This is a genomic window from Pusillimonas sp., assembly GCF_044464525.1.
Classification (GTDB): Bacteria; Pseudomonadota; Gammaproteobacteria; order Burkholderiales; family Burkholderiaceae_B; genus Pusillimonas.
Window position 1 is genome coordinate 1 of sequence record NZ_JBIQLE010000049.1, and the last position, 16,342, is coordinate 16,342.

At 61.5% G+C, this 16,342-nt stretch carries 18 protein-coding genes; 1 reads left to right on the forward strand and 17 read right to left on the reverse strand.

Annotated features, from left to right (window positions below):
* Positions 1 to 188 precede the first annotated feature (188 nt).
* From ACIY1O_RS16755 to ACIY1O_RS16800, 10 genes are all read right to left on the reverse strand, one after another.
* Positions 189 to 521 carry a hypothetical protein gene (locus tag ACIY1O_RS16755; RefSeq protein WP_397476243.1) on the reverse strand — a complete coding sequence of 111 codons (333 nt, stop codon included), beginning with the start codon at positions 519 to 521 and terminating at the stop codon, positions 189 to 191.
* Between the two features lie 535 nt (positions 522 to 1,056).
* Positions 1,057 to 3,039: a relaxase/mobilization nuclease domain-containing protein gene (locus ACIY1O_RS16760; RefSeq protein WP_397476244.1), complete on the reverse strand. Its 1,983-nt coding sequence runs from the start codon at positions 3,037 to 3,039 to the stop codon at positions 1,057 to 1,059.
* Between the two features lie 460 nt (positions 3,040 to 3,499).
* On the reverse strand, positions 3,500 to 4,087 hold the full coding sequence (locus tag ACIY1O_RS16765) for a S26 family signal peptidase (protein ID WP_118993801.1): 588 nt from the start codon (positions 4,085 to 4,087) through the stop codon (positions 3,500 to 3,502).
* Positions 4,084 to 4,629, reverse strand: coding sequence for a DUF2840 domain-containing protein (locus ACIY1O_RS16770; RefSeq protein ID WP_118993800.1), 546 nt, complete (start codon positions 4,627 to 4,629; stop codon positions 4,084 to 4,086). The genes ACIY1O_RS16765 and ACIY1O_RS16770 overlap by 4 nt, the downstream gene beginning before the upstream one ends.
* Positions 4,626 to 4,901: a chromosome partitioning protein ParB gene (locus ACIY1O_RS16775; RefSeq protein ID WP_118993799.1), complete on the reverse strand. Its 276-nt coding sequence runs from the start codon at positions 4,899 to 4,901 to the stop codon at positions 4,626 to 4,628. Before ACIY1O_RS16775 ends, ACIY1O_RS16770 begins: the two co-directional genes overlap by 4 nt.
* Complete coding sequence (parA, locus tag ACIY1O_RS16780) at positions 4,898 to 5,536, reverse strand: ParA family partition ATPase (RefSeq protein WP_118993798.1); 639 nt, start codon at positions 5,534 to 5,536, stop codon at positions 4,898 to 4,900. Before parA ends, ACIY1O_RS16775 begins: the two co-directional genes overlap by 4 nt.
* Positions 5,537 to 5,837: 301 nt before the next feature.
* The gene (locus tag ACIY1O_RS16785; RefSeq protein WP_118993796.1) at positions 5,838 to 6,695 is read right to left on the reverse strand and encodes a replication initiator protein A; all 858 of its coding nucleotides are present in this window, start codon (positions 6,693 to 6,695) and stop codon (positions 5,838 to 5,840) included.
* Between the two features lie 26 nt (positions 6,696 to 6,721).
* Complete coding sequence (locus ACIY1O_RS16790) at positions 6,722 to 7,006, reverse strand: helix-turn-helix transcriptional regulator (protein WP_118993795.1); 285 nt, start codon at positions 7,004 to 7,006, stop codon at positions 6,722 to 6,724.
* 116 nt (positions 7,007 to 7,122) lie between these two features.
* Positions 7,123 to 7,896, reverse strand: a complete 774-nt coding sequence (locus tag ACIY1O_RS16795) for a DUF7011 domain-containing protein (RefSeq protein WP_118993794.1) — start codon at positions 7,894 to 7,896, stop codon at positions 7,123 to 7,125.
* A 369-nt stretch (positions 7,897 to 8,265) separates the two neighbouring features.
* Positions 8,266 to 8,616: a DUF2958 domain-containing protein gene (locus ACIY1O_RS16800; RefSeq protein ID WP_397476245.1), complete on the reverse strand. Its 351-nt coding sequence runs from the start codon at positions 8,614 to 8,616 to the stop codon at positions 8,266 to 8,268.
* 264 nt (positions 8,617 to 8,880) lie between these two features.
* On the opposite strand from ACIY1O_RS16800, the gene ACIY1O_RS16805 reads away from it, so the two are divergent.
* Positions 8,881 to 9,171 (forward strand): helix-turn-helix domain-containing protein, encoded by a 291-nt coding sequence (locus tag ACIY1O_RS16805; RefSeq protein ID WP_397476246.1) that lies wholly within the window; start codon positions 8,881 to 8,883, stop codon positions 9,169 to 9,171.
* An 89-nt stretch (positions 9,172 to 9,260) separates the two neighbouring features.
* Here the strand turns inward: ACIY1O_RS16805 and ACIY1O_RS16810 are convergent, their stop codons facing one another.
* The 7 genes from ACIY1O_RS16810 to ACIY1O_RS16840 all read right to left on the reverse strand — a co-directional run bounded on the left by ACIY1O_RS16810 (position 9,261) and on the right by ACIY1O_RS16840 (position 16,179).
* On the reverse strand, positions 9,261 to 9,575 hold the full coding sequence (locus ACIY1O_RS16810; protein ID WP_397476247.1) for a DUF736 domain-containing protein: 315 nt from the start codon (positions 9,573 to 9,575) through the stop codon (positions 9,261 to 9,263).
* 637 nt (positions 9,576 to 10,212) lie between these two features.
* Positions 10,213 to 10,740: a JAB domain-containing protein gene (locus tag ACIY1O_RS16815; RefSeq protein WP_397476248.1), complete on the reverse strand. Its 528-nt coding sequence runs from the start codon at positions 10,738 to 10,740 to the stop codon at positions 10,213 to 10,215.
* A 572-nt stretch (positions 10,741 to 11,312) separates the two neighbouring features.
* Positions 11,313 to 11,705: a YkvA family protein gene (locus ACIY1O_RS16820; protein WP_397476249.1), complete on the reverse strand. Its 393-nt coding sequence runs from the start codon at positions 11,703 to 11,705 to the stop codon at positions 11,313 to 11,315.
* A complete protein-coding gene (gene dmeF, locus ACIY1O_RS16825; protein WP_397476250.1) occupies positions 11,702 to 12,655 on the reverse strand; it encodes a CDF family Co(II)/Ni(II) efflux transporter DmeF in 954 nt (317 codons plus the stop codon). The genes ACIY1O_RS16820 and dmeF overlap by 4 nt, the downstream gene beginning before the upstream one ends.
* A gap of 37 nt (positions 12,656 to 12,692) precedes the next feature.
* A complete protein-coding gene (locus tag ACIY1O_RS16830) occupies positions 12,693 to 12,965 on the reverse strand; it encodes a metal/formaldehyde-sensitive transcriptional repressor (RefSeq protein WP_397476251.1) in 273 nt (90 codons plus the stop codon).
* A 308-nt stretch (positions 12,966 to 13,273) separates the two neighbouring features.
* A complete protein-coding gene (locus tag ACIY1O_RS16835) occupies positions 13,274 to 15,274 on the reverse strand; it encodes a ParB/RepB/Spo0J family partition protein (RefSeq protein ID WP_397476252.1) in 2,001 nt (666 codons plus the stop codon).
* Between the two features lie 80 nt (positions 15,275 to 15,354).
* Complete coding sequence (locus tag ACIY1O_RS16840) at positions 15,355 to 16,179, reverse strand: DUF932 domain-containing protein (RefSeq protein ID WP_397476253.1); 825 nt, start codon at positions 16,177 to 16,179, stop codon at positions 15,355 to 15,357.
* Positions 16,180 to 16,342 lie beyond the last annotated feature (163 nt).

The following is a 16,342-nucleotide window of genomic DNA, read 5'->3' on the forward strand; positions in this document are numbered from 1 at the left end:
ACTGCGCATGGAATTGCTCCAAGATAGTCGATTGACGTACTTGATCTTGAGCAGTGTCTGGGAGAGCGCAGCGACGATGCCGTCTATAAACACGGCGTGCGAAGCGATTTTGTGCCGATAAGATGCGTGTCACCTCTCCCAGCTACTGCAGGGGATGGCGAGACAACGCGTTAAGCGCGTTATCTGGCTTAGGCTGACGCGCCCCATTTAGGCCGTTCCGGCCTGTCGATGAGGGTCTGTGGAACGAACGGCGGTGCGTAGACCGGGGGAACAGGGGATGATGAAAAAGACAGCGCACGCAATGGAAGGCTATTGACAACGGACAATGCGTGCAGCCCGCAAAAGCGATCTTCATGGTGAGCGTTTTTTGTACTGGCAGGCTCTTTATCGCTGTTCTGGGCTTGAGCCTCTTGCGCTTCAGTGCAAGGATGCAGGCACATGTCGTGTTTTTGAACGACGTACACACTTACCACGCCCCAGGAAGCCTGGAGAGGCATCAGTGCGAGTAGAAGGAGGAACACGATTTTTTTCATTTGAATCGTTACTATACCATTTAGCCGAACATATCTGACGATTACATGAAGCTGAAGCCGTTTAGATATGGACCATCGTCGTAGCTGGCATAAACCATCGCCCCGGGAGCCGCCATTGGGATAACGTCGCGCATTATTCCTTTTATGTAGGCACTTACCAATGTTTCGCAAATTCTTGGATCAGGCTTGTCGCAAGTTTGATCAAGCGGAGAGTCCACGGTAGCTTGGCAAGCTAGAACGAGCCGCAAAGAAGTACGGAATCTTACCGCTCCGTTGGGCGAAGCTTTCCTAATGCTAGACTATAAGAGACGAATCTCGAGCAGGCCAACAGGCCGATACGAATTTTTCGGTCTGTTTTCCGTCCAATCGCCGATGTCCTAGAACGCACGGCGTACCAGAATCCACAGCCATGTTGAAGGTGATTTGCACATGATCGCAGCCAAATTCCTGGTTACCAGGCGTCGTCGAACCTAGCCAAGGCGGTTCTACAATTTCAAACGCCATGGGCTACGGGTGCATGAAGTTACTCCATCGACAATCCACGATGGCGCTCAATGTTCCAGGACACCCCACCGCCGCGCACTGTGGCGGCAAGCTGCTGGCCCTGCCCCCGCTCGATCACCGGCTTCCACGGCACTAGGCTGAACCCCATGCCGTCATCGAGCATCGCATAGCGCCCACTTGCGAGCATGACGGAGCGTCGGTAGATGCCGGCTACACGATGGCCGTCTGCCACGGGTCGATGTTCCAGCCCGGTTTCGGCAGCGATGTCTTTGGCGGCCTGGGCCAGTTCCCGATTACGCAGCGTTGACAGCAGATTTCGGGCAAGGATGACACGTCGCCCGCGCTTCTCAGCCAGTCCCTGTTCAACTAGGAAGTCGGCACGCTGCCGCATGGTTTGCTTGGCCTCACTACCGAAGCCGATGTCTCCCACCCCCTTGCCGCCTCCGATCAGTTGTTGATCGAGCCAAGTGGCGCCGATCACGCGGGTCTGCTGTTCGATGGGAAGGTGTGTTTTCAGCTCCACGCTCACACCGCCCAGGCGCTGCGCGTCATACTGGCGGCCACGCTCCGGTAGGTCATCGGGCACCTTCCAAAGCCCTTCGGCCACGCGCTCAACGATGCCGGCGCGGCGCAAGGCCTCCAGACGACGGACATGCGAGGCGACAACTTCCTGCGGATCGCGCCCAGGTTTAGCTCGGCCTTGCTCAATCGCCAGTTGATGGTCAGTGCGGTACAGGCCGTCGCTTGCCAGTGCAACGATATTTCGATCAGCAGCACGCTCTTCGGAGGAGCCTTTCACTTCCACCACCGAGCCGGTGGGGTAGTTCGCCGGTTCGTCACGGGCATTGAGCGCAACGTAATGGGCCTTGCCATCCACGCCGTCGATGACCAGATAACCACTATCGCGCAGTTCATCAGCCAGCCCCTTGGCGGCGACGCGACCCACAATGGTTCGGTCATCCTCGCCCGGCTCGAACACCGCCAGTTCTCGGGCCTGGCCGCTCATGGCTCGCTGCATGGTGCGGATAATATCGCCGCGTTCGCCCAGAGCACGCAAGGTTTTCTCGGCATCAGCGTGGATAAACCAGGAGCCAGACTGCAATTCTTCAGCCAACCCCATACGCTGCAATCGTTGCAAACGGCCGATCAGCAGCAGGCGCTGACGTTGTAGTCGGGGTTCGTTGAAGCGTTCGATATGCACTCGGCCATCGTCGCCAACCTCACGTTGCAGGGTGCGGTCCAGACCCATCCATCGCTCCTGATCCACCTCGCGCTGCATGGTCTGCTGGATCTCCAGTTCAGTGCGCAGCCCCAGCCATTCAGTTGCCAGCTCAGAAGCGCGATGGCGGAATCCATCGGCGATGTAGTCGCCCGCGATGATGAGGTCTTGGCCCGTATCGTCGCGCCCACGCACGATGACATGGGTATGCGGGTTGTCGGTATTCCAATGATCGACCGCCACCCAATCCAGCCGTGTACCAAGGTCGGCCTCCATACGATTCATCAGGTGCCGCGTATAGGTGCGCAGGTCGTCCAGCTCGGCCCCATCCTCGGGCGAGACGATGAAACGGAAATGGTGACGATCATCGGCGCAGCGTTCCTTGAAAGCATCAAGGTCGGCTTCATCCACCTGCGGCCCATAAGCCCGCCCCGGCTCTCCATCACGGCCCGTGCCGTCGCGCTCGACGTAGCGCAAGTGCCGGGACAACGACTGCGGGCCGGCCTGGCGCTGATTTACCAGCAAGGTCTTGATCGTGACGCGCCGCGAGAATGGCGTAAGCGTCGCCCCCGCAAAACGCGCTGCCGTGTGGCCGCGCCCCAGGCGCGAACCGGGGCGTTGACCTGTGCGCTGGCCTTGGCTTTTAGTCAACGCGGGCCGACGCACTGCCGACTTGCCGCCGGCTTTGCCAACCTGTTTGAGCACCTTGGAAACAAAGCCCTGGCCCCTATCCTTCGGGGCGCTGGGGCGCATGCGAAAGTCATCATCACGGCGATCATTCATGGTCGTTCCTTCAGAAAGCTATGGCGTGTCCTGGCGTGCGAAGCACGCGGGCAGGCTTGCATTGGCGCGGGCCACGCGCCCCAAGCGGCACAGCGGCAAAGCCGCGTCGTGCCGCACCCCCCCCACGTGCAGACTGACTTTGCGGGCGGACAGGTGCCGCCCCCTTTTGTCTTGCCTTCCGCCTTTGCCTGTCGCTTTCGCTCCCGGCGCCGGCGGCTTGGTGGCGCTGCTGAGTGAGCAGCCAGCACACCGACGAACGCGGTGAAGGCCGCAGGCCAGACACGTTCCAGGCAAGATGGCTGCACGTTGGGCGGCTGCGCCGAGGGAGGCGCGAAGCGCGGTGCCCGAGACGCAGAATCAACACCCGCGCTGCACGCGCAATGACGCGCCGACGACAGCCAGGATGACACGCCCGATAGCACGACGAGATGCACGACAACGTGCAGCGAATCGGTGGTCATCATGGCCGAACCTCACGCAAGGCCGGGTGCGCAACGCCGATCACGGCGGATGCGCTGACTGGCCCGAAGTAGCGACTGTCGAACGACGCCGGGTTGCTGGCGCTCAACAGGAATAGCTCGCCCTCGGCCAGCGGGCGGCAGGGTCGCCAGAATGGCAATGCCCGGCCCAGCCGATCGGCAGACAACACGGCGGCCACCGGCACGCCGTCGATGCGTACCTGACCTTGCACGATGCAGACGTGTTGGGGCGCGACCGCGCCCACGCGTTTGAGCAGCGGGACGCGGGCGGGCAAATAGCCGCGCTGGGCGGCGAGCGACGCTGCTTCAGCGGGCAGGCGGGTAAGAACGATGCTTCCCACCGGCAGAGAATTCGGCCGACGATGGAACGGTTCGATGCGATACCAGCCGACGGGAACGCTGTCGGAGGGGTTGTAGACCCAACGCGGCAGCGGCTGCATGAAGGGCGCCCAGGCCAGCGCAGCCAGGCCGACGGCGGACAGTGCAGCCAGCGCGAAGCGTGCGCGCTGGCGCGAGCGAGGATGGGCCGTGTTTCCCGCAACAGGTGCTGATGTAGGAACCCTGCTCATCGCAGTTCCCTGCCAGCCAGCCACGCCGCATGCCTTGCGCTGCTGTATTCCGGCAGCGGCGAGCGGGCGGCGAGCCGGTTGCCCAGCATGCGCCAGTACGCGGGCGACGTGGCGGCGGGCGCAATGCCCAGTGCCTCGATGGCGTCGATGCGATGCAGCACCGCTTGCACTGCCTGCTTGCCTTCGGCCTTCAGCAGCAGACGCGCGCCGGGGCGCACGCCCGCGATGCGCTGCACCGCATCCAGCGGTGTGCAAGCCTGCATCACCATAAGCTGCCAGCGTGTGGTGCCGTAATCATTGGCCTGCCATAGCATGCGGCAGAACATGGCGCCGGGAAGGAACACCGCGCAACGCCGCCAATGATCGAGCTTCACGGTACGCGCCGGCTCGCCAAAGCGCAGATAAAGCGTCAGGCGGGTTTCGAGGTAGATGAGCGATACGCGGGTCAGCGGCACGCTGCCCGTGTAGGCAGCACGCGCGGCAGACGATGCCGCCGCCGTGGCGGCAAAAAGGGTCGTGGCCGGCGATGGAGATGTGTTCATGGCGTGTCCTTCGATGGAAACTCCCGCTCCAGGATGCCGCGCAGCAGATCGGCCACAGTTACGCCTTGCGTGAAGGCCGACACCTTGATGCGTGCGCGCAAGGCAGGCGTAATGTCCAGGGTCAGGCGGGCGGTGTAGAGATCGCCCTTGTTCAGCGCCCCGGCCTCGCCCTGGCGTATCCACGCTTCGGCGTGCGGATTCGCGGGCGGGCGCGCACCGATGCCGACGCGCTTGCCCGTGCGTTTGCTGGGGGGCGGCGATTTGATTGTCATATCCGCCACCCCAACAGTTCGTCCACCAGGGCGGTGATCTCCCGTGCGGCGGTGCTGTCGGGTGCCGACTCCCGGGCGAGACGACCAGAGGCCACGCTGTCGGCAAAGACAATTCGTTGCCGAACCTCGGCGCGTAGTGCCGGCAGCGGCTGCTCGGCCAGAGATTGCCGCGCTTCACGCCCGATGACGGTGGTGCTCACGCGCCGGTTGATGACAAAGGCTGCGCGTATCGCTGGCCGGAACACCTGCGCCTCACGAATGAGCGCCACCATCTCGGCGCTGGCCCAAACGTCATAGGGGCTGGGCTGCACCGGAATCAGGACGACTTCGGCTGCCAGCAGCGCAGAGCGCGCCAAAGCGGCAATCCTGGGCGGGCCGTCGATGATGACGTGATCGGCCTGTCTGGCCAGTTCTGGTGCTTCCTGATGCAGGGTTTCACGGGCCAAGCCCACGGCGCTGAAGAGCCTGGGCAGCCCCTGCTGGCTCCGGCGCTGCGTCCAGTCCAGCGATGAGCCTTGCGGATCGGCATCCAGCAGAATGACCTGCTGACCCCTCAAAGCCAGTTCACCGGCAATGTGCGTGGCAAGCGTGGTCTTGCCCACCCCGCCTTTCTGGTTGAGCAAGGCGACGATCATGGCACGGCCCTCCGAGCGGGAAACCGCCGCTTCACTTGACCTGCAAAACCGCTTTTCTGGTGGTGAAAATGGTCGGCTATTCTGAGCCGCGTGGCAATTGCCCACTGCGACGGCGCTTCCCTACCAATAGTTAGAGTAGTTAAGTTAGATAAGTTAAGGGGTGCGCAAACCAAATGTCGGCGCGGGTTTGCAGCGGTTTGACACGCCTGATAGCACGATAGTCCCACGCCTGATAGCACGATACCCCGCACGCCTGATAGCACGACACTATCCACAGGATGTCCACAGCTCATCCACAGACTTATCCCCGTGCCGTCGGCGGCACGGGCCGGAAGGTCAGCAGCTCGCGCCCTTCGTCCGGCACCAGTTCGATACCCAGCACGTAGCCAGGCAGAGATTGCTTGGCGACCAGGGCGCGCAGATCGCAGGCGAAGTCGTAGGGCTTGGCGGTGCTGCCGGACTTCTGATGCAGGTAGCGAAAATCGAACTGCCAGCCGTTCTCCTGCTTGCCGCCGTGCTTGCGCACCAGGCGGTACAGCCAGCGCTCGATGCCGCCCGTTAGGCGAAAGTACGCCGGGTCGATGGTCAGCACGAGAGCCGCGTCGAGCACGCCCGCATAGAACCAGTCCGGCAGAATCAGCTCGATGCCCAGCGGCTTGCCGCCGGCATCGGCCAGTTCCTTCCATTCGTTGATCCACGAAAACCGATGCAGACGCCGCCCGGTGGTTTCGCGAATGGATGTGGCTACCGTCGTGGATTGCAGCCGGTCGAGCGCGGCTTTGAGGCGCTGGTAGTCGCGAGAACCGGTGCCGCGCCCGATAAAGCGCAGAATCTCGTAAGGCGTGGCCTGCATGCGCCGCGACGGCGGGATACCCGCATCGCGGGCCTGCACGATCTGACTGGCCGCCCAGATGAGGATGTCCGCATCCCAGATCGTGGCGATGCCGTGCTCTAGCGTGCCCTCCACGCGGATGGTGATGGGGCCGCTCACAAAGTCGATGGGCGCGACGCGCCGCGACTTCGCCAGAGAGAAGAACGGATAGGCCATCAAGTCCTGGGCATCGCGCGGCGCCATATCGCCCGGCAACGCACGGAACAGATCGAGCTGTTCCTGCTGTGGCGCTGCCCGCTGCCCTGATGGCAGCGCAAGGCGGGACATGGCGATGGCCTGCCGCGCGCCGTCGATCAGCGGCCATCACGGCAATCACCCGCATGGCGCTGGGCGTACTCGGGGTCGGACGTGGCCTCATAGCTGCGCGCATCGGCCCAGGCATCCAGATCGGCCACCGCGTACATGACGCGGCGGCCAAACTTGCGAAACTTCGGCCCGCCGCCGATTACGCGCTGCTTTTCCAGCGTGCGCGGCGACAGGCGCAAATACTGGGCGGCTTCGTCGTTGGTCAGGTAGCGCTGGGGCTGCGCGGGCGCGGTCGTGGGTGCGGCGGCAGGCCGTAAGGGAGCGGGTCGCATGAGATGAATCTCCATCGTTCGGTATCGTCGGCAGCACCAGCGCTGCCGGATGGAGACAGTCTCAACAAAGTCGGGCTGGCTGCTCAGGGACGTTTTGCATCAGGGGCAGATCGTCCCTATACAAGCGGGGGAAGTTGTGCCAAGCGGCGGTAGCCGCCGCGCATCAACGCATCCCCGCGGCGGACAAGGCGACGCACGCGAGCGCGCAACGCGCCATCGGCGTGCCAGTCGCCCGCGGCGACCGCCTCACCGAACAGTCCTTGGGCCGCCTCGTACAAGGATGCGCCCGCCAGGGTCGCATCGAGCGCCTGCAAGGTGTGCAGCTCCTGCAAGGCCGACAAGGTGGGGCGCGGCCGCACCGCTGCAATCGGGCCGGCATCGTTGGCCAGGGCCAGCCTGTTCAGTTCGAGCATGAACGCCTGAGCGCGTGCGCCGGGCGCCGCGCTGGCACGCATGGCATAGACATAGGCCATGCCGTCTGCCAGACCGGGCGCGACAGCCAGCCGCAAGCAGCCGCCCGGCCAGCGCAGCCACAGCACCAGGCGCTTGCCATCATGAATCAGGTACTTCTGGCCGGGAAGACGCCAAAGCCTGAACAGCTCAGCGTCTGGCAAGGGGTCGGCGTCCGGGTAAAGCTGAACGCCGTCAATGTCGGGGAACCAGGCCGGATGCGCCTCGCGCGCATCCAGCGCCGGGTCTTCCAGCAGACGCAAGCCCCAGCGCTGCGCCGCTTGATGTGCGGCTTGCCGTCGGCGATGGCGATACTGCCAGTCTCGCCGGTAATCAGGATGACGGCGCAGATATTCCCAGGCCAGCGCATGGCCGTCGAGATGCAGGACGTAGAGATACGCGGCGCTCGGGTACCAGGAACGGGTGCTCGAATCGGCCATCACGCAAACCCCCCTTGATGCAGCGGGCGCGCCGTCATGAATAAACCGAACACAGCACGGTTTCAATGCGTTAAGATTTGATTACCAATCAAGTAAAGTGAAACTGAAAATATCAAGTCCGATTGGGTCTTAACCGTTGCACAGATCATCCGAATGCGACGACAGCACCGCTGCAACCTCAGCATGCAGCATCAACCATCCTGCCGTATTCCGCGTAAAAGATCATGACTGTTTAAGTCTGAGCCGCTGCGCTTTTCTGCAAGACGCCTGATTCAGACCGAATGGGTCTTGAATATGATGGAAATAGTCTCAATGCGCCCTGTCTCGATGGGGTGCGCACTTCCTCCGTAGTCGGATATATCCACCCCATCAATCGGTGATCGAGCCATTTTCCTGCGCCAGCCGTACATATTCCGATAGCGGGCGTGCCGCCTGGAAATAGCGGTCACGCATCACCGGCTGTTTGCGCGGCCCGACGATGGACGCCAGGGCGGAAAGCGGTACTGTGCCCAGCTTCGGCATGCCCAACCCTAGGTCGATCAGGCCATAGGCCGTATCGCCGTCTTCGGGGTCGAGTTCGGTAAGGAGCCAGATTAAGTGAGCATCCGGGGTGAACAGCCGCACGACCGGTAGCGGGTCAATGGCCTGCCCGGCAACGCGGGCCTGGCCATTGGTGAGCAGTTGTGCGCGTTCCTCGTCGGTGATGAGCTGATAGTTCACATTTGCTCTGCCAAAGCGTAAAGCCGCCGATCTTTATCCGTGTCTTTGTACGCAAACACGAAGGCGGCTTTTAGGGAATCCGGGCAAGCGTGGATGCGTAATGCCGCGTCTATGCGAATCAGGAAAAGCACGATTGCGATTCTCCGGTTTTAAGGAAATCCAACAATACGGATTTTCGTTATTACACAAAAAAAAGATGAAATGAGAATAAATGAGTTAAAGATAACGTGGTTTTAATTGTGCCGCCGAACGACGCTTGTGTCTATGCAAAAGCGTCCCGTCCAGCGCGGCCGACCTCTCGGCGCCACCACCTTCGATGCCGAATTGGCGCAAGCCTTCGGCATGGCGGTGCGCGCGCTGCGCACGGAACGCGGCATCGCCCAGGAAATGCTGGCGAACCTGGCCGGCATCGAACGTTCCCACCTGGGCAAGATCGAACGCGGCGAGCACATGCCCACACTGGCGGTTATCTTCAAGATCGCCGGCGCGCTGGAATGCAGCACGGCAGTGCTGATGACCTCAACAGAAGACCAGCTTATCGAAGGTAAGGTCTAACTGTAGAACTTAAGGCGACCGCGCCGCAACGGGCCGTTGGGCGCAAGCCGGACGCAGTAGCGCCCCGCCAAAAGGCGGGGCCGTGAGGGTTAAGCCGCTGGCGGCTTGCTGCGCGACCAGAGCAGATCGTGCGTGCCGTCCTCGTTTTCGATCAGGCGAGCGTAGACCGTGGCCGGGAACGAGGGGTCATCCAGGGTCACGGACAAGTATTCGCGCCCGGCTTCGCTGGTTTTCTGCCACGCCGCGCCGATGTCGTTGCTCGCCGCCTGCAGGCGGTAGTCGGGGGCTTTGTCGTTCTCGCCCTTGTCGTTGGGTACCAGCTTGACCTTGACGTTGAGCGTCAGGGTGCGCAGTGTGCCGGTGTAGCCGTCTTTGTCTGCGGTGAAGGTGCCGATATTAGCCATGGTAATTCTCCTTTCAGGGGTATCAAGGTCGCGCCAGTGCGTCCTTGTTGTGATCCGGTCGGCGGGGGTGGGCGGGGCGCACCGCGTAAGCGGCCGTAACAACGTGCAGGGCCGGGAAGCACAAAGAATTTGTTTCGCGAGGAAGCCGCCCCCGGCGGCGGGGAAATTGTTTGTGCTGGACGGTTGCGGCCAATAGCCCGAAGGCGTAGCCGCCCCCCGCCAGGAATCACGACAAGACAAGGACGTACAGGCCGACCGTCCCGCAAAGGAGACATGGTTGATTCGGTGCTCCGCATGACTGCATTACCGGCATATGCCCTGATGCGGGCAAGATCCAGCCTCCCACTATTGGGCGAGAACGCACCCGCCGCATGCTGCGACGCTGAATTGAAAGCGTGGTGTGGCAACTCCATAAGCAGGCCGGGCGATTTGTCGGTGAACCGCCCCTCGTGATGTCCAAGGCAAGGTGCCTGTCAGCATCGTGGACGGCACGCTTGCGTGCAACCTGCCGCAGCAAGTCCTGGCGTAGTCTGACCCGCACCGCCTTTTAGCGGGGCTGATGACCGCAAGCGACGCGCGCAACGTCGACAGGCGCGAAGAAGTGCAGGGCGAAATGCCCCGCACTGTTTTCAAGGCTTTAGATCTGCCCCAGCTCGGCCAGCGAAGCCGTACTCGTCGCCGTCACGATGACATGATCGAGAAGCCGTACATCTATCAGCGCCAGCGCGTTTTTGAGATGTTTGGTCAGATTCAGGTCAGCCATACTTGGTTCGGTTAAACCCGACGGATGGTTGTGCGCCATGATGAGCGCGGCAGCGTTCAGACGCAGCGCCGTTTTGACGATCTCGCGAGGATAGACGCTGGCCTGGCTCAGTGTGCCCGACCCCTGTTCGATGTAACGGATAGGCTTGAAACGTGAGTCCAGATAAAGAAAGGCTGCGCACTCATGCCCCAGCCCGGCCAGCTTGGCCTGGAAAAACTGCTTCACCTTGGTCGGCTGATCGACCGGCGAGGATGTGGAAACCAGACTTTCCGCCGCCGTGCGGCCAGCCGCCAGAATCTGCTCGTCGCTGGCCAGCTTATAGCGGCCGCCGGGACTGCGCACATACAGCGTGCATGTCTCGTTCATATTGTCATAGCTCAGCGCGGCGATATTGTTATCCATGATGCTCTCCAGTGTTCAGGGCGGGATTGCCCGGAACCCGAAAGGCATGGCGCAGCGCAGGTTTCAAGGGTCGAAGACGGCCAGAGGCCGCAAGCGGCGCCCACGGCGGCGCACCGCCCTTGAAACGGAGAACGGCATGACACAATGACCGGGAGCAAGACAGCCATACAGTGTCACTTGGTTTTGCGGTGAAAACCTCTGCGTGAAACGCGGCTGTACTTCAAAGGTTGCGCGTCGCGCAACCCGCAAACGTGAGTGCGCAGCGCCGCAGGCGCGAAGGCGTGAGGGATCGAAACCGAATGGCCGTGACGGCAAGGCCGGCACGGGGCGCAGCCCGACAGCCCGGCGGCGCTTGCGCCGACACGCTCAGGCTTATCCACAGATTCTGTGCGCAAGCCTGTGCATAAACCGTGAAGTTTTCGTGACAGCCCTTGTTATGCCTATCATGCCGCTAAATGGGGTGACATTTATCCAGCGTGACGGTGGCCGCCTGACTTGACCGCAAGCATCGCGCACAGCGGGGCTGGCACCGACACGCCCTGGCCCTGTTCGATGCATGATCAAAAAACAGCCTACATATGCGGCTCAATCCAGAACCACAATGCCGCCCCTGCCGCCAGCCATAGCGCCACGATCAGCACCGCTCCGAATCGGCTTCTTGGCTTGGCACCTTCCATTTGCATCCATTCGTCCGCCTTGATTCGGCATTCCGCCAGCACTTCCGGCGGCAGCAGCTTGACGGTCAACCAGATCAGGACAGGCAGCAGGATCACGTCATCGAGATAGCCCAACACAGGGATGAAATCTGGAATCAGGTCGATGGGGCTCAGCGCATAAGCGACCACAAATAACCCCAGGGCTTTGGCAAACCACGGTGTCAGGGGATGCTTTCCGGCAAACCATAGCGTCACACCGTCACGCTTGATCCGCTTGGCCCAAGCTTTCAGCTTCGCCCCGACGTTCATACGGCCTCGCGCTGCACTTCGACCGTGACATGCGACAACTCATGGATATGCGCGAGCATCGTCTTGTAATATGCCGGCTCCTGATGTTCCCGGGCGACCAAGGAAACGATGACGGCAAAGTGGCCGGGGCCAACCTGCCAGACATGTAGATCGGTGATCTGGCTTCCTGTTGGTTCCACCGCTTCCCGTATTTCCCGCTGCACTTGTCCACTTTCAGCCGTTGCATCAAGCAGCACGCTACCGGAATCACGAATCAGCCCCCATGACCAGCGGACAATCACCAATGCGCCAACCACACCCATGGCCGGATCGGCCCATGTCCAGCCATAGCCCCGGCCTACAAGCAGCGCAACAATGGCGAGCACCGATGTCAGTGCATCGGCCAGCACATGCAGGTAAGCAGCGCGCAAGTTGTTGTCGCGGCCCTTGCAGGGCGTGTGATGTTCATCGTGGCTGTGGTGATTCGCATGGCCGTGTCCATGATGGTGGCCATGATCATTTTTCAGCAGCCAGGCACAAGCCAGATTGATGATCAGCCCCATGATCGCCACGGCGATCGCTTGATTGAAATCGATATGAATCGGTTGGCTGAGCCGCACCAGACTTTCCCAGCCGATCAGCAAGGCGATCAAGGCCAACAGCACGGCACTGGCAAAGCCAGCCAAGTCACCGAGCTTGCCGGTGCCGAAGGAAAAACGCGGATTGCCCGCATGCCTACGCGCAAAACGATAGGCCAATACGGCAATCAGCATGGCTCCGGCATGCGTTGACATATGCCAGCCGTCTGCCACCAATGCCATGGAGCCATACAGCGTGCCGGCAATGATTTCCACCAGCATCATGCTGGCCGTGAGGCCAATGACCAGCCACACCCTGCGTTCATTGCGCTGGTGGTCGCCACCGAGAAAGAAGTGAGTGTGGCCCGAGGCCGGGATGGTGTTCGTCGTCATCAGGAGTCCTGTATGTCTCAAGCCCGTAAGGAGTGGCTCATTTCATGTAGGCGCGGATGACCTCAATCATTTCCTCGCCGCCTTGATTGCGCTCCCTGTCTGTTTCGACTGCCAGGACGTGTTGGCGCAAGTGATCTTCCATCACTTCGGCCGTCAATCCATTGACCGCGCCGCGCACGGATGCGATCTGACGCAGTACTTCCACACACGCCGCTTCCGAATCCAAAGCACGCTCAATACCTTCCAACTGCCCTTTGATTCGACGGACACGGGCGATCAGCTTGTCTTTCTGGCGGGATGTATGGGACATGAGAATGAACAGCCAAATATAATCTAGGAGGCTATATTATATTAGATCGTATGTTAAGCAAGGATCGGCTAATGCTGCATCCGCAATGCACATGTACAGATCGAGCTTAGATTGCAGTTTACGGCTGTTTCATCACCACTGAATCACCGCGAATGCGATGACCGACTGGTTATTAGAGTTGTCACCGGGCGCGGCGATGCAGCGCCCGGATTTTGACCATCGCCCTCACGGCTCCACCGCGTTGGGGGCGATGCTGACTGGACAGCGAAGCGCCTCGGCTGAACCGGGGCGCTGGCCTATCGTCAGGATTATGCGGCTACTGCATCAACTGGTTCGTCGGTGTCGATGTCGATAGCTTCATCCTGCGAACCCTCCACCCGGAAGACGGCGGGCATCCAACCCGTACCCGCCAACAGCCGTTCGGCTTCGCTGGCAAGCTCGGCCTTCTTCAACTTTTCCAGCCGGTAAACGTGGTCAGGCGCGAACTCGCCCACGGCTTCCAGAATCATGGCCTTGGAAATGTGCATGAAGTAGCCTTCGGCGGTCGGCTGCCACCACGCTGCCATGTCCAGCCCCACGGCCTGCGCCAGTTCCATGCCCGGTTGCAGGGGCGTAGCGCGGGGGGTGATCGCATCCACCGTCATGGCCGCGCATACGGCCATCAGCCGCAACAATTCATCCTGCGGGGTCGCAAGCAAGGCGGCGAACAGTTCGGCGCTATCCTGCGGCAAGGTTTCACCCACCGCCTGTTGCATTTCGGCCAGGGCCAGGGCGGCGGGCGAATCCGGCCAATCCGAGGCCAGGCTTGCCAACCGGTCTTGCACAATCAAGCGCATTTCCAGCGGCACGTTGTGATGGCAAAAGCGGCCCATCGGTATAACCGCCTGCACCATGCCATGCACCACGGCGGCCAGCGCCACCTGTGGATTCCGGGCCAGTTCAATTTGCAGCGCGGCGGTACGGTGGGCGCTCAAGCGTTGCGCCAGCCGGTCGGACATGGAAGCGGGCTTGGGCTGGTCGTCATCCTCACCGTTCGGGTCATCCTCGCCGCTGAAACCCTGTCGCAATCGTTCCAAAGTACGCAGCGCCTTGGCTTCGGCTTCACGCATCAGGCCGCGATGCACGACGATCTGGCCTTGCCGGTCAAGGGTGACGATGGCACCGGCGGCGGCTTTGACGTTGGGGGTGTAGTCCAGAAAACGATCTTCCAGCGCCTGTAACTGCTGGCCTACGCGGTCGCCTTCTTCCTGCAAGGCGTCGGCTTTTTCCTCGTCATCTTCTTCCAGCGCCATATCGAGTTTTTCACCAATGGCCTGCATCTTGGCTTCCAGCTTTTCCATACGGCCGGCTTCCCGCTTGGTGGGATTGCGCCGCTCTCGCGGGGCACGCTGGAAGGCTTGCCGGTCGGCATAGGTAGCGACGGGCGCGGCATCCACCCAGGCCCAACCTTCCGCCTTCACTTCGGCGGCGTGGCCGTCCAGCTTCTCGCGCACCAGCGTTTCGAGTAATGCAGCGTCGGTCACATACACGCCGCTATCGTCCTGTGCGAACAGATCACGGCGAATGCCGCCGCCTGCGGCCTCGTAGGCGTCCAGCCCCACGAAACGCACCAGTGCATGGCCTGCGTCAATCTCCCGCTCGGTCAGCCGATCACGCAAGGCGTGGGGCTGGCGCTGCCATTCGGGCGCATCGTAAAACGCCGCGTCTTGCGCCGCATGATCGTCCGTAATGGCAAGGGCCATCAACTGTTCAAGGTTCACCGCATCAGCGCGGTAATCGGCCAGCAGACGCGGCGAGACGTTCGCCAGCTTCAAGCGCCGCTGCACCACCAGCGGGGTCACACTGAAATCCGCCGCAATGTCTTCGATGGGTCGGCCTTCTTTGACCAGCGCGGCGAACGCTTCAAACTGGTCAGCCGGGTGCATGGCTTCGCGCTGCACGTTCTCGGTCAGGCTCACGGTGCGGGCGCTGGCGTCCGTCACCAGCAGGCATGGAACCTCCCAATCCTTGGCGATGCGGCGTTTCTTGGCCAGCAGCTTGAGCGCCGCCAGCCTGCGGCCACCGGCCACGACCTCGTAATGCTCGCCATTGACGGCGGCGATGACGGTGAGGTTTTGCAGCAGCCCCACGCGGGCGATGCTTTCGGCCAGCGCATCAATCGACTGGCCTGCGGTCTTGGTCTTGCGCACGTTGCGCTTTGAAGCGCGAAGCTGCGACAGCGGTACGAGAATCAGGTTTTGCGCCGGGGCGGCGGCTTCGGGCGTAGCGGTGTCGATAGCTTGGACTTCGGTTTGGTTGATCGCGTTCATGGTGAACACTCCTTGAGGTTTTGCATTGCAGCCTTGAAAGACGCGGCAAGGGTGGCTGCCAGCCCCTGCCGCGTGAGGAATCAGGCTTTCAACTGGCGCATACCCTCGGCCAGCAGCCACAGGGAACGGTTCAGGCGAATGTCGGAATCAATGCCCTGCACCGCTCGGGTGCTTTGGCGGCGACCGTTGGCGCTGCGGCCACGCAAACCGCCTTTGGTGAGGTTTTCCTGCAGGCGGTTGAAGGTCATCCACAGATCGGGGCGGCGGTCGTCATACCGGCGCGGCATCAGAATCTGGCTTTCCGTGATGGGTGCGGGCTTGTCCGGGTCGTCGTATTTCAGGGCCAGCGCGGCGCGGGCGAGAATGTGGGCTTCGCCTTCGTCCAAGGTGATGGCCTGCATGGCTTCGCGGGATTCCCGCACTCGCTCGAAACCGTCCAATACCTTGAACGCACCTTCGATAACCTGCCCGGTAATGTCGCCCGTATGCGGAATACGAACATCGGCCACGGTATCGCCGCATACAAGGCCATTTGCGCAGACAAATCGGTAGGCTCCACCGAGCATCTGATAACTGCTCGTACCATCGTGGGAATTGAGCAAAATAATCTCGTTGGCGATGCTGTCATTCACCTGATTGGCATGGCGCAGGCGAATCATGTGTTTGGTGTGTTCGCGCCGGTCTTGGTTGCGTACTCGGGTCTGCGTCACCATGAAGGGTTCAAAACCCTCTTTCCGTAGCTCCGTCAGTACCGCCGCCGTGGGGATGTAGCTATAGCGTTCTGACCGGCTTTGGTGTGGGGCCTCGGCATAGATGGACGGAACCACGGCCCTGATCTGATCGTCCGATAGTGGGCGGTCGCTGCGAAGCACGGGTGAAAGGAAACCGAAGCGGGATGCAAGCATGGGATTTCTCCTGACAAAGAAAGGGTTTGCTGTTCACCGCACACCGGATTCCAAGATTCGGAAGCCCAAGGGTTTGAGCTGTTGTTGTGCGGTCGGCACGAAGAACCCGGTTGGCCTCGTTGCCACCGTCTTTCCTGAGTTCGTCGCCCGCGACGGTCAGGAG